This is a genomic window from Brevibacillus sp. SAFN-007a (genome assembly GCF_051967035.1).
GTDB lineage: Bacteria > Bacillota > Bacilli > Brevibacillales > Brevibacillaceae > Brevibacillus.
In genome coordinates, this window is the sequence record NZ_JBQCKK010000001.1 from 177,391 (window position 1) to 203,310 (window position 25,920).

28 protein-coding genes and 2 pseudogenes are annotated in these 25,920 nt (G+C 53.0%); 12 read left to right on the forward strand and 18 right to left on the reverse strand.

The features are described from left to right. Window positions 1–198: 198 nt before the first annotated feature. The 5 genes from sigK to ACTHO6_RS00885 all read right to left on the reverse strand — a co-directional run bounded on the left by sigK (window position 199) and on the right by ACTHO6_RS00885 (window position 4,151). Entirely contained in the window at window positions 199–909 is a 711-nt protein-coding gene (sigK, locus tag ACTHO6_RS00865) for an RNA polymerase sporulation sigma factor SigK (protein WP_440238378.1), read from the reverse strand. A 138-nt stretch (window positions 910–1,047) separates the two neighbouring features. Further along, window positions 1,048–1,461 (reverse strand): DUF4183 domain-containing protein, encoded by a 414-nt coding sequence (locus ACTHO6_RS00870; RefSeq protein WP_440238380.1) that lies wholly within the window; start codon window positions 1,459–1,461, stop codon window positions 1,048–1,050. A gap of 229 nt (window positions 1,462–1,690) precedes the next feature. Further along, a complete protein-coding gene (locus ACTHO6_RS00875) occupies window positions 1,691–1,975 on the reverse strand; it encodes a DUF4183 domain-containing protein (protein ID WP_005832515.1) in 285 nt (94 codons plus the stop codon). 399 nt (window positions 1,976–2,374) lie between these two features. Further along, the gene (locus ACTHO6_RS00880) at window positions 2,375–3,517 is read right to left on the reverse strand and encodes a hypothetical protein (RefSeq protein ID WP_440238382.1); all 1,143 of its coding nucleotides are present in this window, start codon (window positions 3,515–3,517) and stop codon (window positions 2,375–2,377) included. Window positions 3,518–3,713: 196 nt separating this feature from the next. Beyond that, on the reverse strand, window positions 3,714–4,151 hold the full coding sequence (locus ACTHO6_RS00885) for a hypothetical protein (RefSeq protein ID WP_440238384.1): 438 nt from the start codon (window positions 4,149–4,151) through the stop codon (window positions 3,714–3,716). Between the two features lie 574 nt (window positions 4,152–4,725). On the opposite strand from ACTHO6_RS00885, the gene ACTHO6_RS00890 reads away from it, so the two are divergent. Continuing rightward, window positions 4,726–5,253 (forward strand): CarD family transcriptional regulator, encoded by a 528-nt coding sequence (locus ACTHO6_RS00890; protein ID WP_440238386.1) that lies wholly within the window; start codon window positions 4,726–4,728, stop codon window positions 5,251–5,253. Window positions 5,254–5,485: 232 nt separating this feature from the next. Here the strand turns inward: ACTHO6_RS00890 and ACTHO6_RS00895 are convergent, their stop codons facing one another. After that, window positions 5,486–6,553, reverse strand: a complete 1,068-nt coding sequence (locus tag ACTHO6_RS00895) for a CapA family protein (RefSeq protein ID WP_440238388.1) — start codon at window positions 6,551–6,553, stop codon at window positions 5,486–5,488. 140 nt (window positions 6,554–6,693) lie between these two features. Between ACTHO6_RS00895 and ACTHO6_RS00900 the strand changes: the two genes are divergently transcribed. Beyond that, a complete protein-coding gene (locus ACTHO6_RS00900; RefSeq protein ID WP_440238390.1) occupies window positions 6,694–7,860 on the forward strand; it encodes a UDP-N-acetylmuramoyl-tripeptide--D-alanyl-D-alanine ligase in 1,167 nt (388 codons plus the stop codon). Between the two features lie 241 nt (window positions 7,861–8,101). After that, window positions 8,102–9,082 (forward strand): C40 family peptidase, encoded by a 981-nt coding sequence (locus ACTHO6_RS00905; protein WP_440238392.1) that lies wholly within the window; start codon window positions 8,102–8,104, stop codon window positions 9,080–9,082. Between the two features lie 595 nt (window positions 9,083–9,677). Here the strand turns inward: ACTHO6_RS00905 and ACTHO6_RS00910 are convergent. From ACTHO6_RS00910 to ACTHO6_RS00935, 6 genes are all read right to left on the reverse strand, one after another. Next, window positions 9,678–10,406, reverse strand: a complete 729-nt coding sequence (locus tag ACTHO6_RS00910) for a FixH family protein (RefSeq protein WP_440238394.1) — start codon at window positions 10,404–10,406, stop codon at window positions 9,678–9,680. A gap of 6 nt (window positions 10,407–10,412) precedes the next feature. Next, window positions 10,413–11,024 (reverse strand): SCO family protein, encoded by a 612-nt coding sequence (locus tag ACTHO6_RS00915; RefSeq protein WP_440238396.1) that lies wholly within the window; start codon window positions 11,022–11,024, stop codon window positions 10,413–10,415. 50 nt (window positions 11,025–11,074) lie between these two features. Then, window positions 11,075–11,986: a cytochrome c oxidase assembly factor CtaG gene (gene ctaG, locus ACTHO6_RS00920; RefSeq protein WP_440238398.1), complete on the reverse strand. Its 912-nt coding sequence runs from the start codon at window positions 11,984–11,986 to the stop codon at window positions 11,075–11,077. Window positions 11,987–12,120: 134 nt separating this feature from the next. Then, window positions 12,121–12,591: a thioredoxin family protein gene (locus ACTHO6_RS00925; protein WP_440238400.1), complete on the reverse strand. Its 471-nt coding sequence runs from the start codon at window positions 12,589–12,591 to the stop codon at window positions 12,121–12,123. Window positions 12,592–12,594: 3 nt separating this feature from the next. Then, window positions 12,595–13,023: a disulfide oxidoreductase gene (locus ACTHO6_RS00930; protein WP_440238402.1), complete on the reverse strand. Its 429-nt coding sequence runs from the start codon at window positions 13,021–13,023 to the stop codon at window positions 12,595–12,597. Window positions 13,024–13,185: 162 nt separating this feature from the next. After that, window positions 13,186–13,968, reverse strand: a complete 783-nt coding sequence (locus ACTHO6_RS00935; protein WP_440238404.1) for a metallophosphoesterase family protein — start codon at window positions 13,966–13,968, stop codon at window positions 13,186–13,188. A 172-nt stretch (window positions 13,969–14,140) separates the two neighbouring features. Here ACTHO6_RS00935 and ACTHO6_RS00940 point away from each other — a divergent pair, with 172 nt between their 5' ends. From ACTHO6_RS00940 to ACTHO6_RS00955, 4 genes are all read left to right on the forward strand, one after another. Then, window positions 14,141–14,941: a cupin domain-containing protein gene (locus tag ACTHO6_RS00940; RefSeq protein WP_440238406.1), complete on the forward strand. Its 801-nt coding sequence runs from the start codon at window positions 14,141–14,143 to the stop codon at window positions 14,939–14,941. A 58-nt stretch (window positions 14,942–14,999) separates the two neighbouring features. Then, window positions 15,000–15,722, forward strand: coding sequence for an NAD-dependent deacylase (locus ACTHO6_RS00945; protein ID WP_440238408.1), 723 nt, complete (start codon window positions 15,000–15,002; stop codon window positions 15,720–15,722). A 149-nt stretch (window positions 15,723–15,871) separates the two neighbouring features. Next, window positions 15,872–17,788 carry an ABC transporter ATP-binding protein gene (locus tag ACTHO6_RS00950; RefSeq protein WP_440239385.1) on the forward strand — a complete coding sequence of 639 codons (1,917 nt, stop codon included), beginning with the start codon at window positions 15,872–15,874 and terminating at the stop codon, window positions 17,786–17,788. 108 nt (window positions 17,789–17,896) lie between these two features. After that, entirely contained in the window at window positions 17,897–18,118 is a 222-nt protein-coding gene (locus tag ACTHO6_RS00955; RefSeq protein WP_440238410.1) for a hypothetical protein, read from the forward strand. A 48-nt stretch (window positions 18,119–18,166) separates the two neighbouring features. Here the strand turns inward: ACTHO6_RS00955 and ACTHO6_RS00960 are convergent, their stop codons facing one another. Together ACTHO6_RS00960 and ACTHO6_RS00965 are read right to left on the reverse strand one after the other, a co-directional pair. Further along, window positions 18,167–18,529, reverse strand: a complete 363-nt coding sequence (locus ACTHO6_RS00960; RefSeq protein ID WP_440238412.1) for a L,D-transpeptidase — start codon at window positions 18,527–18,529, stop codon at window positions 18,167–18,169. Window positions 18,530–18,620: 91 nt separating this feature from the next. Then, the gene (locus ACTHO6_RS00965) at window positions 18,621–18,857 is read right to left on the reverse strand and encodes a hypothetical protein (RefSeq protein ID WP_007784848.1); all 237 of its coding nucleotides are present in this window, start codon (window positions 18,855–18,857) and stop codon (window positions 18,621–18,623) included. Window positions 18,858–19,054: 197 nt separating this feature from the next. On the opposite strand from ACTHO6_RS00965, the gene ACTHO6_RS00970 reads away from it, so the two are divergent. Further along, window positions 19,055–19,813: a DUF4931 domain-containing protein gene (locus ACTHO6_RS00970; RefSeq protein ID WP_440238415.1), complete on the forward strand. Its 759-nt coding sequence runs from the start codon at window positions 19,055–19,057 to the stop codon at window positions 19,811–19,813. Between the two features lie 113 nt (window positions 19,814–19,926). Beyond that, window positions 19,927–20,073, forward strand: coding sequence for a transposase (locus ACTHO6_RS00975; protein ID WP_440238417.1), 147 nt, complete (start codon window positions 19,927–19,929; stop codon window positions 20,071–20,073). Window positions 20,074–20,724: 651 nt separating this feature from the next. On the opposite strand, the pseudogene ACTHO6_RS00980 reads toward ACTHO6_RS00975, so the two are convergent. From ACTHO6_RS00980 to ACTHO6_RS00990, 3 genes and pseudogenes are all read right to left on the reverse strand, one after another. Beyond that, window positions 20,725–21,397 (reverse strand): annotated as a pseudogene (locus ACTHO6_RS00980) (IS256 family transposase); the annotation flags it as partial. Between the two features lie 81 nt (window positions 21,398–21,478). After that, window positions 21,479–21,667, reverse strand: coding sequence for a PspC domain-containing protein (locus tag ACTHO6_RS00985; protein WP_440238419.1), 189 nt, complete (start codon window positions 21,665–21,667; stop codon window positions 21,479–21,481). Window positions 21,668–21,714: 47 nt separating this feature from the next. Next, window positions 21,715–22,404 carry a hypothetical protein gene (locus tag ACTHO6_RS00990; protein WP_440238421.1) on the reverse strand — a complete coding sequence of 230 codons (690 nt, stop codon included), beginning with the start codon at window positions 22,402–22,404 and terminating at the stop codon, window positions 21,715–21,717. 464 nt (window positions 22,405–22,868) lie between these two features. Here ACTHO6_RS00990 and ACTHO6_RS00995 point away from each other — a divergent pair. The 3 genes and pseudogenes from ACTHO6_RS00995 to ACTHO6_RS01005 all read left to right on the forward strand — a co-directional run. Continuing rightward, window positions 22,869–23,081 (forward strand): annotated as a pseudogene (locus tag ACTHO6_RS00995) (transposase); the annotation flags it as partial. A 214-nt stretch (window positions 23,082–23,295) separates the two neighbouring features. Then, window positions 23,296–24,156: a GNAT family N-acetyltransferase gene (locus ACTHO6_RS01000; protein WP_440238423.1), complete on the forward strand. Its 861-nt coding sequence runs from the start codon at window positions 23,296–23,298 to the stop codon at window positions 24,154–24,156. A gap of 110 nt (window positions 24,157–24,266) precedes the next feature. After that, complete coding sequence (locus ACTHO6_RS01005; protein ID WP_440238425.1) at window positions 24,267–25,397, forward strand: virulence factor; 1,131 nt, start codon at window positions 24,267–24,269, stop codon at window positions 25,395–25,397. Here the strand turns inward: ACTHO6_RS01005 and ACTHO6_RS01010 are convergent. Further along, the gene (locus ACTHO6_RS01010; protein WP_440238427.1) at window positions 25,394–25,801 is read right to left on the reverse strand and encodes a hypothetical protein; all 408 of its coding nucleotides are present in this window, start codon (window positions 25,799–25,801) and stop codon (window positions 25,394–25,396) included. The genes ACTHO6_RS01005 and ACTHO6_RS01010 overlap by 4 nt on opposite strands. Window positions 25,802–25,920 lie beyond the last annotated feature (119 nt).

Genomic DNA, 25,920 nt, shown 5'->3' on the forward strand with positions numbered 1-25,920 from the left:
ATGCCTCTCAAACCCACCTCGTCCCTGGGCGCACAACAAAAAGAGTACCCGAAGGCACTCCCAGCGATTTTCATATAGCGGCGGGCGTTTGCCGCACTTCGGCACAACGTTGCCAAATACAGGACATTTCGCTGCGGCTCGGACATATGTATGGGGATAGAACCACTAGCCGAAAACCGCTAGCGGTTTCTATCTGGTTTATCTCCCCTGTGTCTGCTTCGTCCGGTAAAACTCATTGAACAGCTTCATCAGCGCCCGCTTCTCGATGCGGGAGACGTATGAACGGGAAATACCCAGCTCCCGAGCAATTTCCCGCTGCGTCTTTTCTTTGTCCTGATCGAGGCCAAACCTGCCGATGATGACCTCTTTTTCCCGTGCGTCGAGGATGTGGATGTGCTGATAAATCTTGTTCGATTCCAGCTTGAGCTGGACGGCGTCCACCACCTCGTCTGTTTCGGTGCCGAGCACGTCGATAAGCGTGATCTCGTTCCCTTCCTTGTCCGTACCGATAGGATCGTGCAGAGAAACGTCCTTCTTCGTTTTTTTCAGGCTGCGCAAATGCATCAGGATTTCGTTTTCGATACAACGGGCTGCATACGTAGCCAGCTTCGTGCCCTTTTCCACCTGGTAGCTCTCAATCGCCTTGATGAGTCCGATCGTGCCGATGGAGATCAGATCTTCACTGTCTTCGCCCGTGTTTTCGAATTTCTTCACAATGTGCGCCACCAGTCGCAAATTGTGCTCGATCAGCTTGTTGCGGGCGTACGGGTCGCCTTTTGCCATGAGGCGGAGGTACTTTTCTTCTTCCGTATCCTGAAGAGGCTGGGGGAACGCATTGTTCTTGACATAAGCGACAAACATGAGAAGTTCTTTGAACACAAGGGAAAGCGCCGCGATGATGCTGGACATGGCTGCCACCTCCACGTCTGGATAGCTTACTTCTATGCTTATGTGGGCGAATACCCAGATGTGCAAGTACCAACGGAAAATCGGGGCCTGCATCCTGGCGGGCTTGCCTTTGGCTTTTCGTTCCTTTACATCCCCGTTTCAGGAAGTTGCAATTTGGATAAACTGCAAAATAATCGGGACGCCTTGGGAGGGTACCTCGCTCAGAACCAGCAGCCCGTTTTGCACGACATAGCTGTTGGGCGGTTGCAAAATCCCGTTGATGAACAAATTGACGATCGAAACCGACTGCTGTCCGAGAATCCCTGAGGTGCTGAGCTGTGGTGCGGCATCCGCGTCGGTGTACACATTTTTTTGTCCATCGGAAAACGTCGTGTATTGATAAATCGTGGTGGTCAGCAGTCCTGGCGTGCACGGACACGGCGGGCAAGGGGGGCAGGTAGGGCACGGCTGTCCCGGAAAAATGTCCGGACACCCCAAAGGCATGAGTTGATAGCGAACATTTAGGGAGTACGTCCGATTGGGGGCGCTATGCTGGATGTATCTTTGCGGCAAAACTTTTCCCTCCTCTCACCACGAATGATGTGCGTTCTTGCGTGTGTCGGTTCATTTCTATATTTTCCCATGCGTAACTCGGCTAAGCTGTTTTTTTATCCAACGAGAACCGGCCAAAAAGCAGCGTGCGCCACTTCTCCAATTCATGTCAGGCAGCCTGGCGGCGGAACGGGAGTACCCCAGGCATGTACAATCACCTGGGGCTTCCCGTTTGAGTGGATCTCTTGTTTTAGTTGACGACGAATTCAACCAGGACAGGTGTCCCCGCATTCTCAGCGTCGCCATCCGGAATCGTGATAGTGGTTGTACTGATGGTGGACGTGTTTCCGGGCTGCAGGACGCCGTTGATGTAGAGATTGTAGAAGGCAAAGGTGCTTGGGAATGCAGTAGCCGCAGTACCCGCATCTGTACTGAACTCGGTTGCTGCAATCGCAAAAGTGGCTCCTGTACCTGTTCCGGCTCCCATCGTCGAGGTGAAGCGCAGAGACGTCATAAATGGTTTGATGATTGGCATGTATACCAACTCCTCATGTAAAGTACGTAAGGAAAAAACCTTACAATACATATCAAATGACCGAATCTGCGTTCCCGAAACGGACAAACATCATTTGGGAGAATGTATATTTTCTCGGTTTTGAACCTCGTAACCTGATGGAGCTCGTGGGAGTGCAAAGCTTTGCGGAAATATTTGTTGAGGGAATGGCTGCGCAACCCGAGCAAGAGCCTGTGCTCAAGCAAAAGGCGATTCAGCAAGCGGGCGAGGATGCCCGAAAATTTTAACCAAACGAACGCGAAGCAATAGCCGAAGCAATGCACAAAAGGAGCTACAGCCTGCCATGTATAAGGACAGGTGTGGCTCCTTTCCCATAAGTACCTATGCACAGTCTACTGTGAGGTCATATTGCCCCTCCCTCTACCTCACGCGCGATTGCCATCCTTCAAAACGGCTAAAGTGCACGGAGTCCAAATCCCCGACAAAAAAAGACTTGCCATCGGCTGCCCAGCCTAAAAATTGAATGTTGTCCTTGGTATTCAAATAAACGCCGCCATCGAGCGGGTATGTAAACGATTGATTCGCCGTCTTCATGACAAGCTGTTCGGTGGCATCCTGGGCATTGGAGGTAAACAGAAATTTTTCCGCGACATAGCTATGGCCGGTCGGTGACCAGAAAATGTTTGTCAACTCACGCTCCACATAAATGGGATCAGGATAATCGGCGGTCGGCACGCTTTTTCCTGTTTGCAGGTCCGTCATAAAACCGCGCCCTTCCTTGATGTCAAAGCGCAGCTTCATGTCGTTGGAAAACGAAGGGAAACGCTTGAAGGCATGCGTGTACTTGAGTCCCGTCGGCAAATCCAGCTCTTTGATCGTGCCGTTGGCCTTGTACAGCACTTTTTTGGACGTCGGCATCCAGTAGAGCAGTTGTACCGACTGGGTGCTGCTTTGTTCTTCGGCAGAAAGCGCAAACTGGTCATTGACCTTCTTTTTTAACGTCTTCAAATCTTGCAGGTAAAGCTTGTTGCGCTTGTGGGTATCCGGCTCTTTCTGATCAGACTGGATATAGGTGAGATAACGGCCATCCGGCGCCACCGCATAGTCCAGAATCGGTGTGTCAGCGGTCCCGTTTACCAGCAAGGTTTTTTGTTTCGTGAGCGGGTTGTATCGGTACAAGCTGGCTCCTTCCAGGATAAAGAGGTCATCCTGGCTGTTCGTCCATTTGGCAAAACCGCCGAGCTGGCTGAGTTGCTTGGTTTTGGTGTCATACAGATAGGGGATGGTCGGTTCCGTTTTTTTGAACCCTTGCTTCTCGGCATAGACAAAGCGTCCGCTTGGCGACATGCTTGCGCGGTGCACGGCAGGAAGCTGCGCTACGAGCGTTTGCTTTTTTCCATCGAGACTGATCCGGTATATGTTCGATGGCTGGGCTGTTGCGTTAGCCGCAGGCGAAACCGCGCTCGCAGCGCTTGCTCCGGGTACTCCGGGCGAGAAGAACGGAAAACAGATAGAGGCGGCAAGCAGCATGGCTGCCAAGGCTGCTTGATTCGCTTTTTTCATGAATCATCATCTCTCCTTCCTCTGAAGGATTAGACGTCCAAAAAGCCGGAAAGTTACCAGCAAAGGAAACAGATTTCCCTGGTAGTCATCCTGTTTTGACAGTGCCTCAGCTAGCTGGCTGGAGCCGATGCCCCGTGCGATCCAGGCTGAACAATCTTCCCGAAGTTCAGCGCAGGAGGAAGGGCGACGCCTGATGTCAAGCACTCACGTCAACCTGTTCGGCCTGTTTTTTCCAGCAGGACAGGAGGAGATAGCCGAAGGCAATGCCGCAAATGATGGAATGCGTGCTGCCGTAATAAAAAAACGATAGGGCAGGAAGGTAGTCCACTGCGGGAGAATAGTACAGGAGAGCAAGGATACTGCCCATACATGTGGGAATGCCGAACACAATGAATTTGATCCAGTCAAATGACCAGCTTCCTTTTGCCGCACATGTTTGAACAAAACCCGGCAGCCCAAACAACAAACCGACGAAGATGGGATAGAGAGTGCTGTACAAGATCATGGGAAAATGATTGAACGTTTGTCTGGCTTCCACCATAAAAACTTGTTCGAAGTACAAAACAAGATCCAGGACGAGTGCGGCAACGATCACATATCCTATATAAAGGGCAAAGAGCTTGCTTTTTTTCATACGTGTTTCCTCCTAGTCTTTATCCAAAACGTTTCAAGCGTGCTATTCCAGCCAAAATTCTTTGCCCTCCCATTCGAGCAATTTCCTAAACCATTCGGTAAAACGCATGGGCAAGTCCAGCGGGTTTTCCGGGTCCATCAACACTGATCCGGCGGTTCCACTCATGCCCGTGGCGTACTTTCAGGCACAAGGATGTAGAACAAGCTTTTCAGGTCTTCGGACTGGCTAACACCTCCCCCCAAAATGGCAAGCTTGGGCTTGCCGTTCTTACATTTTCTTTCCTTCCATTCCTTATTCTGCATTCTTTTCCGTTTCTCCTCGTTTTTTTAGCAATAGTTCCTTTTTGTTACATTCACATGAAAAAAGCCCCCGAACAAGAGCGATGGGTTCCCCTTGTTGCAAAGAGGGCAAGTGGAACAAGCAGGCATCGTGCGACTGTTTTTTCACCAATCTTTCATGCATTTTTATCCGAAATTAAATATTGACTTAAAACAAAAATGCATGATAAAATAAAATTTTTTAAAACGTAAAAGTGTGTTATAATGGAAAAGATCGCATTGTAGGAGGTGGACGTATGTTTCATGTAGGTGACAAGATTTTTTACCCGATGCACGGGGCAGGCGTAGTCGAGGCAGTGGAAGAAAAAGAATTCCTGGGTGAAAAGCAGCTCTATTATGTGCTCAACATGCTGCAAAAAGGGTTGAATATCATGGTCCCCGTTGAAAAGATGTCCGAACTGGGCACTCGCTTGATCGTTGCGGCTGACATTTTGGACGAAGTGTTGGCAGTCATGCAGGCAGAGCGCCCTGACTCCACGTTGAATGCGGCACAGCGCTACAAGCAGAATACGGAAAAAATGAAGAGCGGCGATATTTATGAGCAGGCGGAAGTGATCCGGGATTTGTGGCGGATCAGCCAGGGCAGAATATTGGGCACGAGTGACAAGCTGATGCTGGACAATGCCCAGCAGATGATGGTCGGCGAAATTGCGCTGGTAAACGATGTGGACATCGAGCGTGCCGCACAAGTGCTGCGCCATGCGCTGTCTGAAGAACCGCTGGCCGAGCCAGGAGCGGCGGTATCCAACATGCATGCGGGGTAAAACGGAACAAGCCAGCAAAGGGTGTGATTGCTTCGGCAGTCACACCCTTTTTTTCGTTCCCCGCTGGCAACGAGCCATTTGCTACAGCGCGGAAAAGGCCAGCTTATCTGCTTGGATGGACTCGCCGAAGATGGAGCGGGATGGGCTTGCCACACACTGGCGGCGAAAGCCTTGGCAAAGAACGAAGCAACAGAAGAAAGGGAGCCTGGCTTTCGGCTCCCGTTTACTCGATTTACTCGATCAAAATACCTGGCTTCCGGCCGATAATGGGAATCGCGCGGTTCCACAGCAGCCGCAGCTTTTTTCGTTGCAGCGGCGGAATATGCCGATCCGGATGCTTCAGGTACGAGCGGATCGGGATGACCCGAAAACGGACGCGGCCTTCTTGCAGGAAGCGCTGGCAGTAGGTCGGGATCACGGAGATTTGTCCGATGGCCACCTGCCCGTGCGCATCCTTTCCCACCGAAAAACGCAGAATGGCCCCGACCTGCGACTGATCGAAGCGAAGCATTTTCTCGGAGGTGAAGTTTCCGAGCGAATAGGCGACCAGCGTCCGCTTTTTCCTGCCGTCCGCAAGCGCAAGCGCGGGGGTGACGACGGGCTGCAGGACGTGGGGGTGCGCACCGAGGATGACATCCGCGCCATGGTCGAGCAGACTTTGCACAAGCAGGCGCTGGTTCGTTGTCGGGGTGTAGCGGAATTCCACGCCAAAATGCAGGGCGACGATCACGAGGTCGACGAGCGGGCGGATGGCGGCGATGTCCCGCAAAATGGCTTCGCGGCGGATGAGATTGACGAGCCATGGCATGTGGGCAGGAATCACCTGTTTGTTCGTTCCGTACGTGTACGCGAGCAGTGCGATGCGGATTCCGTTCACTTCCCGGACAAATGGCATCGTTGCTTCCTGCATGGAGCGGTACGTGCCCGTGTGCGCCAGCTTGTAGCGATCCAGGACGTCCAAGGTGCGGAAAAGTCCGCTTGGCCCGCCGTCCAGACAGTGGTTGTTCACGGTCGTCACGACGTCAAATCCGACCTGTTTCAAGTCGCGCGCCAGCTCGTCAGGACAATTGAACCGCGGATAGCCAGTGCGTGCCGAGCCGATCTGGTAGGGCTGGCCGCTGCCGGAAAACGTCGTCTCCAGATTGCCGATGGTCAGGTCAGCGCCTGACAGGATCGGGGCGACGGGAGCGAACATATCCGCAAAGGAATACTGATCCGCAGAAGCCAGCCTGGCAGAAGCCACCTGCTCCTTCCACATGAGGATATCGCCTACAGCAGCGATGGTGACCTTCTTTTTCATTGGCTTCACCTCTTCACTCTACTCTATTCCGAAAGTCGTCCGTCCGTTTTGGATAGAAGCGGAACGTTTTCATAGATAGCGGTCTATACAGGCTGTCTCCCTCGGACATACAATACGAAAGCGGATGGGGAGAGGGGGGAATGGCCGTGAAAAAGAAAGGCAAAAAGACAACGCCGCCAAAGACGGTGGTTCTGAACAAGCCGGTGATCGCGGTGACGGGAAGCGCCGGAAAAACGACGACGAAGGAAATGATCTATGCGATTCTGAAACGACGCATGCTCACCTATCGTTCGATGTACAACAAGAACTTCTTGGGAAATACGCGAGCGCATGTCAGACGCTTGCGGGACGAGCACGAAGCGGCGGTGCTGGAATTCGGGATATTGGGGAGTGGACATATTCGCCAGCATTGCCGGATCATTCAGCCGAACATGGGGGTCATTACGAACATAGGCACAGCGCACATCGGGAATTTTGGCGGAGACATTGGACGGCTCGCCCTGGCGAAATCCGAGTTGATCCGCTACATGAAATCTACCGGCACCGTCTTTCTCAATAGGGACTGTCCCTACTCGCGCCAGTTTACGCAGCAGCCGTTTGCAGGGGCGTTTGCTGGCCGATTCGTGACGTTCGGGATCGAGCAGGACGCGGACTATCGTGCGGACAGAGTGATGCCGGAGGAAGGAGGAATTTCCTTCGTCTGCTCGTTTCGGCAACAACGGGAGAAGCTGTTCATCCCGATTTTGGGAGAGCACAATGTGTACAACGCGCTGGCGGCGATCGCCGTAGCGCATACACTCGGCTTTTCGTTCCAGGACATTCGGGAAGGGCTGCGCCAGTTCCAGCCGCAGCGCAAGCGGCTCGTCAGCTATCGGCTTGCGAACAATGTCCAGGTGTTAGACGATACGTACAGCTCCAATCCGGATGCGGCCAAGGCGGCGATTGATGTGCTCAGCCAGTCTGGGCCCGGCACCAAAATAGCCGTGTTGGCGAGCATGCTGGAAATGGGGAGCTACGAAGTGCGAGGGCATGAAGAAGTCGGGAAGTATGTGAGCCAAAAGAATGTGGATTACTTGTATACGCTAGGGAGAAGCGCCAGCTATATTGCGCGCGGGGCCATCCGGGCAGGCTTTCCGGCGAACCGGGTCATCCATTGCCAAAGCAAGGTGGTCCTGCATCGCTGTCTCGCCAGGAGAATGAAGCCCAACACGACTTTTCTGGTAAAAGGCTCGCACCGTCTGAAAATGGGAGAAACCGTCCAGTTTTTGTGCAATGCGATTGCGAGAGGAAAACGAAAACCGCGGTAGCGCTGCCAAGACCTGTCAGGCGAGCAGGCGCTTGTCCCGGGAGCGGACAAGGGCCTTTTGGGCATGGGAAAAGGAACGGGACGAACCAGTCAGCCTGGTCCGAACAAGCAGGACTATGGTCATCCGACGATGTCACCAAATTCTCGATTGGAAAGATTTGCAGACTTAAACGGGCTGAGTTTTTCCAGTAAAGTGGATGTGTACCCAATCCGCTGGGAAAAAACAGCCAGGAGGAGAAAGAATGACGAAACGAGATTGGTTGCAAAAGTCGACTGTCGCCGTCATGCTCAGTACATCCTTGCTTCTGTACGCAGAAGGCGGACAAGCAGCAGCCAAGACTGTGGATTCGCAATCTTCGGTCAAAGCGGAAGAAATTGTGCAGGTAGCTACGTCCCTGATCGGCAAAGACTACAAATACGGGGCAGTGGGGCCGAATTCATTCGGTTCGGCAGGACTCGCTACGTACGTGTACAAGCAGGTCGGGCTGACGATTGACGATACGATAGCCAAGCTGTACAAGACAGGAACATCCATCCCGTTAGACAACATTCAGGCGGGAGATTTGCTGTTCTTTTCCTCGAATGGCAAAGACGCTCCGACCTTCATGGGAATTTCCATCGGAAATGACCAGTACATATCCTCGTCGCAAAGCGAAGAGGCCGTCGTTTTGAAACAACTCAGCCGAGACAGAAAGAAGCTGGTGGGCGCACGCCGCATTTTGGCGGAGGACACCGGCGTGGGCGCAACTCCGGCCCCCGGGAAGCAGGAAGAGTCCGCCTCTTCCATTGCGGACAGGGTGATTGCGGCCGGGAAGAAATACATCGGCACACCGTATGAGTATAGCTCGTCCCGTGCGAACAAAAAGACGATGGATTGCTCCGAATTTACGATGTGGGCGTACCGCGATGGCGCCAATATCGACATGGGCAATGGCGGAGCGCGCTCCCAGGCCCTTTTTGTGAAAAGCAACGGCACATACACAACGGACATCAACAAGCTGAAAAAAGGCGATCTCGTCTTCTTCATGGCCTATAAAGGCTACAAGGAATCCGACTACAAAGGAATCAACGTACCGCAGCAAAGCATTACCCACGTCGCCATTTACTTGGGCGACGACAAGCTGCTGCATACATTCTCCAAGGAGTCTGGCGGCGTGACGATTACCGATTTCAAGCGTACGCACTGGGAATACCGCTTCATCATGGGCGGCCGCCCTTATTGAACGGGGTGGAGTCTCTCGATCCTTTCGCGAGGGCAACAATGCTAGGATGCCTACGTACAAGAGCGGAAAAAATAGGTGAATGACCACGGGCAAACGTACAGTCCATCTGTGCGTTTGCTGCATCTCTTATAGGGAGACTTGTAGGAGGTGAAACGTCATGTCATATCAGTATCCCCCAGGAGGCTATCCTCCGGGAGGTTACCCGCCACCGCCGCCGCCCGGAGGTTCTTCTGGAGGTTTTCCTCCCCCGCCGCCAGGTCCGCCTCCAGGCAGGACGCCCAGTTCGCCGGGATCGAGAGGATATGGAGGGACACGCCGGATTGAACCGGGCGGGTTTTATCCGTGCCTCTATCGGTATACGTACATTTGGTTGCAAAACGGTCGGTCTTTCTGGTTCTATCCCGTATTCATCGGTCGTTCATCCGTAACAGGCTACCGCTGGAGAGGAAACCGCTGGGAATACTATGGCTTGGAACTGAACCGAATCGCCTACTTTACTTGCTAATAAAACAGGTACATTGCATGGTTGCAAAACGGCCTTTCCCGGATGGACGGGAAAGGCCGTCTTGGATTTTTGGGGCAGCTTGCGTGCCTGCTACTGGACCGTCACGGTGAAATTTTGGTGGTCGTGTACGTCGCCTTTTTCCAGATGGACCTTCACCGTGTATTCCCCCGGGGCAGGGAAGGAGAGGCGGCCGGCGTACTGTCCGGGACTTGGTTCTGTGGCATCCGCGAAGCTGTGCTTCGCCTCATCTCCTGTCCAAAACTCAAACCTGACTGTTCCTCCCGCAAAGGGCTGCTGCTCCTTCATCAGGTGAACGAGCATGACTGCTTCCGATTGCGCTTTCAACTCGTCTGGGGGCAGCAGGTGAAAGTCGATTCCGCTGGCTGCATGCCCCGCAGAGGGAGCAGAAGCAGAAGCGGCGTTGTCTGCGGCTTTCACGGTAAAGGACATCTTCCGCATGTTGTGGAAATCGCGGGCGGTCACATGGTAATAGACAAAATAGGAACCGGGCTCGCTGATCGTCTGCTGTGCCGTGTAGACGCCAGCGGATACGAGCTTTGCCGGGATCGTTTGATGCTGTTCCTGTCCATCCTTCCACCATTCGAAGGATACTTCCTTGGCATCGTCCACCGGCTGGCCTTCCTGGGTCACCTTGACGGAAAACGTAATGGGTTGACCCGCTACCGGCTCGGCAGGCTCCAGCGAAAAAGCGGCGTCAACAGGGGCGCCGGAAACTTCCATCCCCTGGTCGTTTGGACCGGAACAGGCCGCAGCCAGAATGGCCAATGCGGACAGGCATAGCGTAAAAAAGCGTTTCATTTGCGTTTACCCTTCCTTCTTCAAGTTCAGCAGCTCTTGATAGATTTGCTCGGGATCAAAGTCCTCGCCCATGCCGAATTTGCGGATGACCGTGTTGTTTTGATCGACGAGATACGTGCTCGACGTATGGGAGATGAATCCGTCCGCAGTCGTCTTCGCAAAAAAGCCGAGCGAGCTGGTCACGGTGCGAATCGTCTCTTCATCGCCGCGCAAAACGATCCAGCCCTCGTCGGCAATGCCGAGCTGGTGGATGTAGGAGCGCAGCACCTCCGGGGTATCGTTTTGCGGGTCGATCGTAATCGTCAAAAACTCAATGCCGCGTCCCATGAGTCCAGCCGCTTGCAGCCGCTTTTGCAGCTGCACCATTTTCACGGTAGTCGTCGGACATATATCGGGACAGCGTGTATAGATCAGCTCGACCAGGCGAAGGCTCCCGGGCTTCGGTGCGAGGGAGTAAGCCTCTCCGTCCAGCGTCTGTAGCTGTACATCCGGCAGCCTGGCCGAAACCGTCGCCGGGCTCAGCCAAAACCACGAGGCGACGAGCGCGGCGAGGACGAAAAGCGGCAAAAACAGCAGCAGCCGTCTGAGGCGGATGGCGGCAGTCGGGGTGAGCGGCACGCGGGATGCCTCCTTTGTTTGCAGATCGGTAGAGTGTGCTTTTCAGGTCGTTATTGCAGGAGCGGCCCATCGTTCGGATGATCTTTTTCTTTCCGGTACCAGGCGGCAAACACGTAGGCCAAAACGGAACCGTACGTCAACTCCTGCATCAGCTTCATGATGATCCCGCCAAGCCGCTGATCCTCCAGCGGCAGGAGGGAAACGGCAAACATCGATTTGTCGATGGGGGCGGAAAAGAACGGCGCACACAGCAGGGAGGGACCGTTTACATACGTGTCGTACAGCGCCGATTCCGAAAAAATAATGAGCGCGCAGGCTGGCGTAATCAGCACGCCGTTGGCAAAAATGTAGGCCAGCTTTTGCAACTCGGACAAACGATGAATCTCCGGAATCGGAGCGATAACCGGCAGCCACATCAAAAGGGCCGCACCCAAAAGCAGCAGGTGGATCAGATTATGGACGGCCAAATGGTTCATTGCCATGTCTAGCATAACAGGCATGTGATAAAACGAAAATAGGGCATTGAACATGAGGACGGCCGGAATCGGATGGCTCGCCACGCGCAAAAACGCTTTCAGCCCCCTGCGGTCAAACAGCGAGCGCATGAGCCAGGGAGGTGTGCCAGCCAAAAGCAACAGCGGCATCACCAGGTAGAGCAGGGATTGCTGGAGCATATGGGCACTGAACAAAAAATGGCCAGCGACGTTCAACGGGCTGCCCATGCCGCAATAAAACAGCAGCAAGCCAGTGGAAAACGACAGCTTCTGTGCGAGGGTGGCTGGTTTTGCGTCAGGAAACGTCCGGCGCAAAGGACCTGTCAGCGAAAAGTAGGCAAGTCCGATCAGAGCGGTCAACAAAATCAACTCCGGGTTCCACGTCGCCCGAAAGCCAAAGGTTTCGGTCAAGTCGATGAGGGACAACACGATTACCTCCGTTTTCCTGAAAGATTCCCCAGTACCCATTATAGACAATCGTTTCCAAAAGCCTAATGACTCGTTCGGGCTATTTCTTGCGGCACCAGCTCGCCTGTTTGTGACCTGGCGCAAGACAGCCCCCGAACGGCAAAGTCCGGGGGCTGTTTCTCCACTACCCACTACTACGATTGTTTCTGTTGCTCCAGCCATTTCTTCCACTCGGCGGCATCGTGTCCGCCTACCAGACGAGCGACTTCCTTGCCGTCTTTATAGTGGACAAGGGTCGGCGTGAATTCGATCTGGAAGTCGTCCCAGCTGGCAGCGAATTCAAGCAAGTTGTGCTTCTTCATGTCGATCTGCATGTCTTTGACGATCGGCACGAGGACCGGCGTGGTCGCGCGGCAATGCTCGCACAGCGGGCTGTAGTAGTAGACGAACAACTCTTCCTTGCTCTCGATCTTTTGCTTCAGCTCCTCTGGCATAATCAGGTTGTCGTACAGCGGATCTTTCAATTGCTCGATCGTAGCCGGATTCAGGTTGGCTTTTCCGTACGGATTGCCTGCAGCCGCCTCGCGGTTGGAAATATCCGAGTACACAATGGCGCCAATCAGCAGTGCAGCTACCAGGATGGAAAAAAAGATGATTTTTTTCATACCTCAAATCTCCTTTGCATGTTTCCTGACGATGAACAAGAGAATGCTAATCAGCGCAAAAGCGACCAGCGCCAAAAACGGAATCGTGACGAAGCCGAACCAGTTGATGTAGTCCGTATTGCACGGCACGATGCCGCAAGCGTTGCCCAGCTCATGCAGAGCAGGCACCTTTTGAATCAGGTAATGGTAGAGGGAGATGCAGCCGCCGATCAGCGACAGAATCAGGGCGTATGAGGACATTTTGTACTCTTTTTTGGCGGCGGCCACCCCCAGCAAAATGATGAGCGGATACATCAAGATTCGCTGGTACCAGCACAGATCGCACGGTATGTATTTCAATCCTTCGGAAAAATACAGGCTTCCGGCTGTGGCAATCATCGCCACGCCCCATGCGGCAAACATGGATTGTTCCATCACTTGCTGACGTTTCATAACAACACCTCGTCCCTATCTTATCACAGGTTGAATCGGAAGTAGCTGATAAAAAGCAATCATCTGTGAAAAGAAAAGGCTTGTCCAAACGAGAAACGCTACCTGAAGCGGTTGCCACAGGTAGTAGCCGAAGCTTTGCCCAACCGACAGACATCGTCACAATCAGATGACCCGTACGTACAAGTCGGGTTGGACGTCCTGAATCGGGACGAAGATGGATTGCAGGGAAGGCCATTCGACCAATAATATCCCTCGCCGATACGCAGCTCCGCCGTCAATTCCCACGAGATTGCCCCTTCTCCAAGGTCCCTGGCCTTCATATCCAGGCAGTCGGGGAACGGGGGTGTGCCCAAAGACGATTGGCCTGTCTCCTTGTTCATGAAGGTAGAAAGGCTCGCGAATCCACAGGAGATCTTCCGGGTTTTGCTCTTTCAGAGGGATTCCCGGGCGAATCCCCGCATGAACGAGAAGAACGGCGGGCGCTCCCGACGCCGGATCAGCCGGCAGCTCCATGTACAGCGGTAAGCTGGATAAAGCAGGCAAGAGACCTGGATACTCGGCGAGAATGAACCGTCTCGCCTCCTCCTGCTCTGCGGTCGAGGGCATCGAATGAAGGAACGCCCGGCGCAGGGGATGATGACCGAGCAGCGAACGGATCGTGGCATCGCCTCCGTTGTAGCGCAGGTACAGCTGCGGATTTCCTTGCCCTTTCAGCCAGTCCTCCAACATTTGCTCGTGATTGCCTTTCAGCAGAAAGACGTGGTTCGGGTACTCTTGGCGCAGGCGGAAGAGCTCGAACAACACTTCCTTGGATTCGGGTCCGCGGTCAATCATGTCGCCAATGACGTAGAGCCGATCTGTCTGCGGAGAAAAGGAGGCATCGCGCAACGCTCTCTGAAATGCCTGATATTGTCCGTGAATATCCGAAACGAAATAGGTGGCCATTTTCCCATCACCTCCCAAAGAGAACTTGGCGCAACTGCTATTACCATATGTAGAAAGAAAAAGGGAGTGCCAGGGCATGCGCGTAAGCAAAACATGGGCGCACCTTCTGTCTGGCAAGGAATATGGATACCTATGAGACAGATACCCAGAAGCTGGAGGGAAGATAGGACAGATGGCTACATCTTATCGGGATTACACTTCACCCAATACGCAGTTTACCTTTGATCTGCGCAACAACACGTTTTTTCGCAAAGACGCCGGAAACTTCATTGATGCGCTCGGCATCCAGCAGCTGAACACGCTCGGCAACACGTCGTTGCTGGATATTTTTCTCACGACGGGGAATGTGATTGAACCGCATATTCATCAAAATGCTTCCGAACTCGTCTACTGTGTAGCGGGAGAGGCTGTCGTATCGATCATCAATCCGTTTACAAACCAGTTGCTCAACTTCAATCTCAAGCCGCGGCAAGTGGCGAACGTACCGCAGGGCTGGTGGCACTATGAAGTGGCCTTGACGGACGATACCCATCTGATCGCGATTTTCGATGCGCCTGTTCCGGAAGTGATTTTTGGCTCCGATATCCTGCGCCTGACGCCGGCAAATATCTGGGCGCACACGTACTGCCTGGACGAAGCGAAGGTAAAAGACACCCTTGCGCCGATCACCCAAACCGTCGTCATCGGTCCACCGCTCGGCTGCCCGCAGGGGGCAAACCCCGCTCCCAACCAGGGCCGTAGCCAGTGGCAAAACACTTCCAGCCAATATCCGCACTACGACTATTCCAGTCAGTATTCCAGCCAATGGCCGGTGAACTCCTACTACGACGCTGCGGCTTACACGCAGCCGCCGGAGTACGGGCAGTACACCCAATACCCGGAACTGGCAGGCTACACCTACTATCCGACTAGCCAGCCGCAAACCGCTTATCCTTATCAGCAGCCGCCATACGGATATTCTGCTACGTACTAGCTGTACACCCTCTTCCTCCTCCGCTACAATGAGGGCAAAACGCAAGAGGGGGAAGCAGATGGAGATACTTGCCAAATGGTTGCAGGAATCGCCGGGCGCGGTCGTCTTTACGGGGGCAGGGATGTCGACGGAAAGCGGCTTGCCGGATTTTCGCTCGCAGACGGGGCTGTGGCGGGGCAATGATCCGCAAAAACTCGCGAGTACACAGGCGATGCGCAACAACCGCGAATCGTTTGTGGAGTTTTACCGGATGCGGATCAAGGCGCTTGCCGCTTGCAAACCGCATGCCGGACACGCGCTTTTGGCCCAGTGGGAGCAACGCGGTCTGGTTGCAGGCATCATCACGCAAAATGTAGATGGCTTCCATCAGCGGGCAGGGAGTCAGGCAGTCGCACAGCTTCACGGCACACTGACGACGGTCAGCTGCACTCGCTGTCGGGCGAGCTACCCGAGCGAGCGGTATTTGCAGGAGGAAGGGATCGAATGTACGTGCGGCGGCTTCGTTCGCCCGGATGTCGTCCTGTTCGGAGAGTCGCTGCCCCAGTCGCAGGTTGACCTGGCAGTGGAATGGACAGAGCGCGCGCCGCTATTGATCGTGCTCGGCTCGTCGCTTACGGTCAGCCCTGCCAACTGGTTCCCGCAGCGGGCCAAAGAAAACGGAGCCAGGCTGGTGATCGTCAATCAGGAGCCGACTCCTTTGGACGGATGGGCGGACCTGGTCGTGCAGGACGTGAAAATCGGCGAGCTGCTGTCGCGCACGGAACAGTGGCTTGGCAACTGAATGAGCGGCAGGCGTACTCAACGGCAGGAGAGTACGCCTGCGGTTCATGTGGCGGCAGAAAATTTGCGGGCAGAGTGTCCCTAGAGCTTCCGAGAAAAACATGGTACGATGCTGGGAGGACGGCAAATCGAAAAGTACAGGTGACGATGATGCAGATTCTTTCGGTAGAAAACCTCTCCAAAAGCTACGGAGAGAAAGTTTTGTTTGACAACATTTCCTTTCATATCGCGGAAAAGCAGCGAATTGGCCTGATTGGCGTCAATGGCACGGGAAAATCGTCCCTCTTGCGGATCGTGGCGGGACTCGATACTCCGGACAGTGGAAAAATCATTCATGCCAACCAGTTTCGCGTGGAATATTTGCCGCAAAATCCGAGCTTCGACGAAGAATCTACGGTGCTTGCGCAAGTGTTTTACGGAGAATCCCCGCTCATCCAGTTGCTGCGGGAGTACGAAATGGCGCTTGCGGCCGTGCAGCAAGACCCGCAAGACGAGAAAAAGCAGGCACGGCTGTTTGCGGTGCAAAGCCGGATGGATGCGGCCGATGCGTGGGAGAGCAATACCCAGGCCAAGATGATTTTGACCAAGCTCGGCATTTCCCGATTTTCACAAAAGGTCAAAGAGCTGTCTGGCGGCCAGCGCAAGCGGGTAGCGATGGCAAGAGCGCTGATTCAGCCAGCCGATTTGCTGATTTTGGATGAACCGACGAACCATATCGACAATGAGACGGTCGAGTGGCTGGAAGATTACTTGTCCCGCTACAAAGGAGCCTTGCTGCTCGTCACGCATGATCGCTATTTCCTCGATCGGGTGACAAACCGCACCTTCGAGCTGGATCGCGGCAAGCTGTACAGCTACGAAGGCAACTACGCGACGTTTCTGGAGAAAAAAGCCGAGCGCGAAGAAAACGAGGCGGCGGCAGAGGACAAACGGCAAAACCTGTTGCGCCGCGAGTTGGCCTGGCTGCGCCGGGGGGCAAAAGCACGGACGACCAAGCAAAAAGCGCGTGTCCAGCGGGTAGAGGAACTGCGCGATCGGACGGTGGACGGTCCGGCGGCGAAGCTGGAGATGGCGCTTGGCGCAAGCCGCCTGGGCAAAAAGGTCATCGAGATCGAACGGATCGAAAAAGTGTACGGGGACAAAAAGCTGGTCGACGACTTCAGCTATATCGTGTTGCCGGGCGATCGCGTCGGGATTATCGGTCCAAACGGCAGCGGCAAATCGACGCTGTTGAACATGCTCGCGGGCCGCATCCAGCCCGACAGCGGAACGATTGATGTCGGCACGACGGTAAAAATCGCCTACTACACGCAGGACAGCGTGGACATGGACGAAAAGCTGCGGGTGATCGAGTACGTCAAGGAAGCGGCGGAAGTGATTACGACGAGCAACGGAGAGGCGATTACGGCTTCGCAAATGCTGGAGCGGTTTCTGTTCTCCCCGTCGATGCAGTGGACGCCGATTTCCAAGCTGTCCGGCGGCGAGCGGCGCAGGCTGTACCTGCTGCGGACGTTGATGGGCGAGCCGAACGTGCTGCTGCTGGATGAGCCGACGAACGACCTCGATATCCAGACGCTGAGCATTTTGGAAGATTACTTGGAGCAGTTTCCCGGAGCGGTCATCACCGTTTCCCACGATCGCTACTTCCTGGATCGCACGGTTGACCATCTGTTTGCCTTTGAAGGAAACGGGCGGATTCGCCACTTTACGGGCAACTACTCCGATTATTTGGAAGAAAAGCGGAGAGAGGATGCCCTCGCCGCTTCCGAGGCGCAACAGTCGTCTGCCGAGAAGCAGCCGGGCAGCCAGGCGACTCGCGGCAACAACCGCACGAAAAAGCTCTCCTACAAAGATCAAAAAGACTGGGATACCATCGAAAGCAAAATCGCCTCGCTGGAAGAGCGCCTTGCGCAATTGAAAACAGACATTGCGGCAGCGGGCAGCGACTACGCCAAGGTGGAAAAGCTGTTTGCGGAAGAGCAGCAGGTCGCAGCCGAACTGGAAGCGGCCGTGGAGCGATGGGCGGAGCTGTCTGCGCTGGTGGAAGAGTTGGAGCGAGGGAAGTAATTGGCAGCGTGCCAATCTCTGTTTGTTTCGCCAGTTATTGAGGCTGGGAAAGCGCACGCGATCTCCTGTAGACTAGAGAGGATTACTAGAGTAGAGGAGTCGCTGTCGTTGCCTGCCTATAAACTGGACCCGGAATGGGTCATGTCGTACCTGGCGTTGCAAGAAGAAAGACTCGCTTGCGAAGTCCATCCCAAGGACAAAGAAGCGATCATGAACAAGATCAGGGAATTGACGCTGTCGATCATGTACAAGCAAGCCCGAAGATTTCTCGTCTATCTGGAGACGGAAGACCGAAAACCGATCGCGAAAAAAAGAAAGCCTACCATGTGAACAAGACCCGCCTTTTGCCAGGAGCATAAGGCGGGTCTTTGCGTATGGTCACTGCTGCCGGATGCGCACGGGCGTACCGATGGGAACGAGCTTCGCCAGGGCGTTGACATCCTCGTTGTACATGCGAATGCAGCCGTGCGAGACGTATTTGCCGATGGAGGACGGGTTGTTCGTCCCATGGATGCCGTAGTGCGGTTTGCTGAGCCCCAGCCAGTACGTCCCGAAGGCGCTGAGCGGACCTCCGGGGTAGGAATTCGGATAGGGCACCTTGTTGATGATAGTGAAGTCTCCCCGTGGTGTCGCCGTGGCGATTTTGCCGAGCGCCACCGGGTAGGAGCGAACGAGCTTGTTTCCGTCGAACAGGTCGAGTCTGAGCTTCGCGATCGAGATGCGAATGTTGTATGCAGGCATTCCCTCACCTCCCTTATGGCAACCGCTATCGACATAGCTGCTACCACTATCTTATGTGCGAGAAGGAGAGGGGTACTTTTGGTTTTATCCGTTACCGGAAGGAAGAAAACGTATCGGGATAGCGCAGGCCGTCGCGGTAAAACAAGGTTCTCACCCACGCGTACAGCCGAAGCGGAATGGAAGGAAAGACAATCGCCAGCTTGCCTTCCTCCAGAATGGGCAGATCGAGCGGAGACTGAATCTCGTAGGGCACTCCCTCTTGATCGAGCAGCGCCTTGTAGCGGTGGGCTTCACTCCAGCTCACCGGGTAGTAAAATGATTTTTCCATCGTATCCAACACCTTTCCGGTTATCACTGCTTCCCATTATATGCAACCCGTTTGGGGTAAAAAAAGAAGCGAACGTATAAAATAGGGAAAAATAGGCCCGGTTGTTGCCGGCTCACGTCAGGGCAAAAATTCCGTCATGATTTTCCGCGCGAATCGGTGTAAAGTAGAAGTATCCAGAAATTGGAGGGGCAGTTTGTATGGCGCAGACACACTTGCACTTTAACATGCACATCGGCAGAAAGAAGCCGGAGAGCGTACTCAACAGAGAAACAGCGTGTCCGTTCTGCGATCGCAGCAGCTTGACAGATGTGCTGGAGCAGCGCGGTTCCATGATCTGGCTGATGAACAAATTTCCCGTCCTGCAAGATACGCATCAGACCGTATTGATCGAATCGGATGAGTGCGATGGCGATTGGTCCACCTATTCCCGGGAGCATGCGCACGCCTTGCTCGCCTTTGGCGTGGAAAAGTGGCTGGAGATGGAGCGAAGCGGCTCTTTTCGCTCTGTGCTGTTTTTCAAAAATCACGGACCGTATTCCGGCGGGAGCATTCGTCACCCGCACATGCAGATCGTCGGGCTGACAGGCTACGACTATCGCACCCAGCTTAGGGACAGCGACTTTCACGGAATCACCGTCGACCGGGAGGCAGGGGTGGAGTGTACGCTCTCGACGCATCCGCGGGCGGGTTTTTTTGAGTACAACGTCGTTTTGTCCGACCTGGATCAGCTGCCCAGAATGGCTGATTATTTGCAAATTTTGGCGCACTGGATCTTGCACCATGTCAATCCGCGCAACCAGAGCTACAACTTTTTCTTCTATCAATGGAAAGAAAAGCTGATCGCGAAGGCAGTGCCGCGCTTCGTGACCTCCCCGCTGTACGTTGGCTATTCGATTCCGCAAGTAGCGAACAATCTGGAGGAAATGGTGGAGGAGATGAGAAGGCATTATTTTTGATAATAGACTAGGGCGTGGGTGAAAACGCATGATTGAGTCAAGAAAATAGCGATCATACCTTTTTGCACGGAGTTAAGTCGAAGGATAACTTTGGGTGAAGGGGTTGTTTTTCTATGGGGCGTACTAAGTATTACAAATATGACAAAGCCTTCAAAATAGCTGCCGTAATGCAGATCATGGATGAAGGAAAGAAGGTCTCCCATGTTGCGAAGGCTTTAGGCATTCTTCCTACGATGCTGAGCCGATGGGCGGGGGTATGAATATCAAACATACGGTGATGAAGCATTTACAGGTAACGAACCAATCGCCAACAAGGATCTCGAAATCAGACGGCTACAAAAGCGCTTGGACGAACGCGAAAGGGAGATAAAGGGAGATTAAGATTGTAAAAAAGTTTCAGACATTCTTGAAGGAGCCCGAGTAGCCAAGTATCGGTTATTTCAAAGCCACGTAAAAATCTATCCCGTCCGGCTCATGTGTAAAGTGCTTGGAATCAGCCCCCAAGGGTATGATGACTGGAAGAAACCCAGAAAAAGTCAACGAACCATCGACCAGGAAAGTCTCGAGGTAGCCATTTTGCAAGTGTATAAAGAATTTATGGGTCGATATGCCAGTCCCTGGATCGCTTTAGAGTTGTGCAAACGCGGCTTGTTTACCAGCAAGAACCGTGTCGTTCGGATGGGACTGGCTGACGTTTCTTATCGAAAACGAAGTCGGATCGGACGAAAACCAAAAGGATCGGGAATCATGGATAATTTAGTGAAACGTGCGTTTGAAGCCCAAACGAAAACACGCTCTGGATTGGAGATATCATTTACCTTCCCTTTCAGCATGGATTTCTCTGTACTTGACCAACGTCCTCTTGTTCGGTTTTTGCACCTAAGGGCAAAGCCGCCATCTGCATGAATGTCTCATGCCCCGGTTCCTTCGGGATATGACTCGGTCTGTCGGTTGTTTATCCACTCGTGGTATTCGTCTAATTCCAGATACTTTCTGCCTGTACTCCACTTTTCAGCGTGGCTCAGAAGCATGGCACCGATGAGTCGAATGGCAGACGCGCGGTTCAGGAAGATACGCATCACCCTTTCGCGTCGGCGGATTTCTTCGTTCAGCCGCTCAACAGAATTGGTTGTACGGAGGCGTTTTCGGTATCGTTCAGGGAGCTCGGAGATGGCTACCGCATCGTCAAATCCTGCCTCCAGGATACGCATGGCCTTGGCAGCCTTTTCTCCAAGGGCGACAAAGGTTTCGCCCAGCAGTGTACGTGCGACAGGAATACTGGGAGCATCCAGAATAGCACGGACATGTTTATGGACGTCCTCTTGAAGCGTTTTCGGTGTTGCGTCTATGATATTTCGCAAAAAATGGGTTTCCACGTACAGCCTTGAAACTGTGTAGGAATCGCTTTGACAAGACCGCTATGTTGATCCGAGACGACAAAATCAACGACATGAAGGCCCCGTTCTTTCAAGCTGACAAAAAGGAGGAACAACTGTCGTAAGACTCACTGTCGCCAATGGTAAAGCCAAGGATTTCCCGGCATCCCTTTTGCTTGATGCCGGTAGCCAACAGAAAGCTTCGGGAACTGAGAACACTAAAATCAGCCGGTTACACCCTTAGTGTGGTGAAAACCGGCTGATAGTGGGTTTTACGTCATACGACTGGCTAATACAGTGATTTATCTTCTGGGAGAAAAATTCCTAGAATGATATACAATACACCTAATGCCGGAACTGCTAGCAAAATAAATATAAGTCTCACAATGAACGAAGAAATTCCGAAATATTCTGCAATCCCTCCACAAACACCTAAAATTGCTTTATCAGTAGAGGATCTTTTCAACTGTTTCTTCATTGTGGTCCTCCTAAGACGAATGAAAGAATAAATATTCTCTCTGAATATTATTTTACATCATCTTTTGAAAGCGTAGTTTCATAATCATTGTCTCCTACATTCAGATAGAGCTTCATAGTAGATTGCCCTGTAGGAATTGTGTAGGTAAAATCCATTTGACTGTACGCACGTCTCGTACTAGTTTCATATTTTCTTTTTATACCCACGGTAGGAGGGGTAAAACTTCCTCCAAGTACACTTACATACGGGTCATATGAATCGACTATATAATCATTGTTGTTACCTGACACAATTACAATGTCAGAATAAAATCCAAAGTTAACTATACCAGTAAACCAATAAGATTCAATCATGTATGAACCAGGAGACACCATTGGCTGTATCTCTGAATCTACTAATCTAGTTCCATACATTATTTTAGAACCGTCATTAAAAGTAATGACTCTGGATTTATTTAAACTGTTTTCTCCATTTGCAATAATCTGTGCTTTCGCCTTTTGCAAATTCTCCTCTTTCATAGAATCTAAAACTTCACCGTTTTCCAACTTCTTAATCAATGTGTTCTGTGTTTTCTCATCTATGCCTAATTCACTAAAACGATCTTTTAAGTTTTCGATGTCGGTTTGACTAAATTCAAAAACCTTAGGATTAGCAGATACTTTTTCCGCAGAAACACCTTGAACAAAAGCAACTAGCATCAACACAAAAATCGACATAAACGAAACAAATTTCTTCACTTCCGTTCCCTCCCTTTTTTTGGTTAAACATATATATTATACCACTAACTTTGCGATTATTGCAATCGAAATACGCATAATATTCAGACGTTTGGTTTTGAGTATGGATGGCACAAAAAAATCCTTTACAATGGAATGGTCAGGTAGTTTCTGCCAAATCCACTGAAAGGATACCACTATGGACAAGAATACCGAATTTTGTCATTTGCTAAATGGGTTCGCCTATTTTTTCGAAACGTTTTTTTGAAGATTTGGCTTCTAGTGACCACGACAAGTACGTCAAAAAGCTAATGACCTCTGCCTATCTCCTGTTATTTCTGCATGCTCAACTTCAGCAACGAGAAGGATAACGGGCGATTGCAGATGACGCCAGCACGTGTTCATGACCGGACTCAACTCGATCCGCTCGTAGACAATCTGGGGACGACGTATGTGTTTGATCGTCCTGTCTCCGAAGGGAGTTCCATCAAAAGAGATGGTTATGTCTTCCGCCTCATAGAGACAACCGATTCACAGGGAAACCCCCTCCTGCCAAATTCGAATCGAGGGAGTTATCTGCCGAAGAGATCAGCGAGATGTATCGGAGTCGCTGGGCCATTGAAATCTTCTTTACATGGTTGAAGCAGCACGTGAAATTCACTTCGTTTTACGGGAAAAGCCAAGAAGCGGTTGTATAGCATCTGATTTAATTGCATATAAATGCCAAGTTGACGGAACTACCTTTGTGGGTCACTCCGTTCTTTTGCCATTTGAAACCGGAATATTGTTAGGAAATATCAATTTATTAGCCCTGGCAATTTTTATGAACACTAGTGAATTTTAGCCGTGATTTATCTAATTACCTAGTTAACAAGATGAGATGAGGTAAGACGTCAAAAAGGGGAGAGTCGCTTGGGATACGAGATTGTGGCCACAACATCGCTGACAGCTGCACAGCTTACGGAAATCAACCAGCTGGCGGCGATTTGCAACGGGCATGACGGCATTGCTTTGAAAATAAACCCGAGCATGCTGGAACAGCGTTCGGGCGAGCACACAGAGGATTTTCTCTGTTACGCGGACAACAAGCTGGTCGGATATCTTGGCCTGTATGTGTTCCACGCCAAAGAGGCGGAGGTCAGCGGCATGGTCCATCCGGATCACCGGAGAAAAGGGATTTTTACCGGACTGCAGCGCAGGGCCGAAGCAGAGTGCCGCAAGCGGGGCATTCCTGCCCTGCTGTTTATCGTCCAGCAAAAATCGCAGGCAGGGGCCGCTTATCAGAAGCGAATCGGCGCCCCATACGAGTATTCGGAATACTGGATGGATTTGGGGAAATCTGGACGAGAAGCCTTGAACCACGCTGTGCGGTTGCGGCCTGCTACCGCAGAAGATGAAGAGACATTGGTTCAGCTCGATGTACGCGGTTTTCAGATGGAGGAAGCGCAGGTACGGGAGATGAAGGAGAAGATGGCGAACGATCCTCGTATCAGTACGTATCTGGTGCTGGCAGAGGAACGGGCGGTCGGCAAAATCAGCGTAAGCAAAAATGGCACGCAGGCGTTTATTTACGGCTTTTGCGTCCATCCTGATGAGCAGGGCAAAGGCTACGGCCGCCAGGCGCTGGCGCAGACGATTGCGCTGCTCGAAGCAGAAGGCTTCGCAGAGATCTCCCTTGAGGTTGCCTGTGAAAACAACAGGGCGCTCGGGTTGTATGAGTCGTGTGGCTTTGTCGTGAAGTCAGCCAACGATTACTACAGGCTGAAGCTCTAGGACGCTTTCTGGCGCAAACTGCTTTTGCCGACGCCCGCAGATTGGCAAACGAAGCCGCTTCCGTGCTACCATAGGAAAGGTAGCATTGCGGAAAAGGGAGTGACGAAAGCATGAAACTGTTGTCCATCGAACCGACGCCGAGTCCGAATGTGATGAAGCTGAACGTGGACGAGACTCTGCCAGGCGGCGTGCAACATGTTTATACAAAAACGGAAGCGCAAAAAGCACCGGAGCTGATGCAGGAGCTTTTGGCCATTGACGGAGTGACGTCGATTTTTCATACGGCGGACTTCCTGGCTTTGGAACGCAAGTCGAATGCGGACTGGCAGCGCATCTTGACGGAGGCGCGGGAAATTTTGCAGGCGGGAAAAGGAATGGCGATCCCTGTCGTCTCCGCGGAGCAAGCGGGGGCCTACGGGGAGGCGCAGGTGTTCATCCAGATGTTCCGCGGCGTCCCGATGCAGGTTAAGGTGACGATGGGGACGGAGCAGATTCGCGCCGCCTTGCCTGAGCGATTCGGGCAGGCCGCCGTACAGGCCGGCTCTGCTTCCCCGAACTTAATTATGGAGCGCAAATGGGTGGAGCACGGTGTCCGTTACGGCGATTTGCGCGAAATCGGCGAGGAGGTAGCGCAGGAGATCGATGCGACGTACCCGCAGAGCCGCTTGGAGGAACTCGTCCAGCAGGCGATGCTGCTCGGGCCGGGCGAGACGCCGCAGGCGGTCGAGCGCGAGAAAAAGGTCGTGACACTCGAGATGCTCGACGATCCGGATTGGCAAAAGCGCTATGAGGCGCTGGACCGCATGGAGCCGACAGAGGAAGACTTGCCTGTCCTGGCAAAAGCGCTGCGCGACCCCAAACCGTCCATTCGCAGGCTCGCTGTCGTCTACCTGGGGATGGTCGGAGGCGACGAAGTGTTCCCGCTGTTGTTCGAAGCGCTTCGCGACGATTCCGTGTCCGTGAGACGCACGGCAGGCGATACGCTGTCCGATCTGGGCGATCCGCGGGCGATTGGGCCGATGTGTACGGCGCTCAAAGACCGGAACAAGCTCGTGCGCTGGCGTGCGGCCCGCTTCCTGTATGAAGTAGGTGACGAGACGGCGCTCGACGCCTTGCGCGCGGCCCAGAACGACCCTGAGTTCGAAGTCAGCTTGCAGGTGCAAATGGCCTTGCAGCGAATCGAGAGCGGGGAAGCAGCCAGCGGTACGGTCTGGCAGCAGATGACAAGACGCAACGACTAGCCTGCTCTATCGCGGCTTCCTTTTGGGGGTGGTCGCGATAGGGCTTGTTTTTGTTTGGCGTGGAAAAAGAAGCGGGCTACACGCCGCCGTACATGGCCAGGAGCTTCCGGTCCGGGCCGCCCACGCTGCACCTGAAGCGAGCGATAGCCGTCCAGCACGACGGGGCGCAGGCTGGCAGGAAGTAGCTTGGCAGCTTGCAGCAGCCTGTCGGCGACCGCACTTCGGACGAGACAGTCCGCCGGAGCATGCGCAAACCCTTCGTGGTAGCAGACCGGATATACCGCTAGCTGTGGGGCATACTGCATGAGAGAAACGAGCGGCTCATTGTTTTCGCGGATGGCAGGGAGTGGACCTGCCTCTTTTTGCGCGGGGGGAATCGGGATTTTCCAGTCCATGCAGTCCATTTGGAGCATCCCCTTTGCCTTTTTCCCTATCCTCGCACACGTTTGTCAGGTAAAAATTGGTATCTAACAGTATAAAAATAGACACAGTTCAATAATAGTTGACTTCCTCCTTATCCATC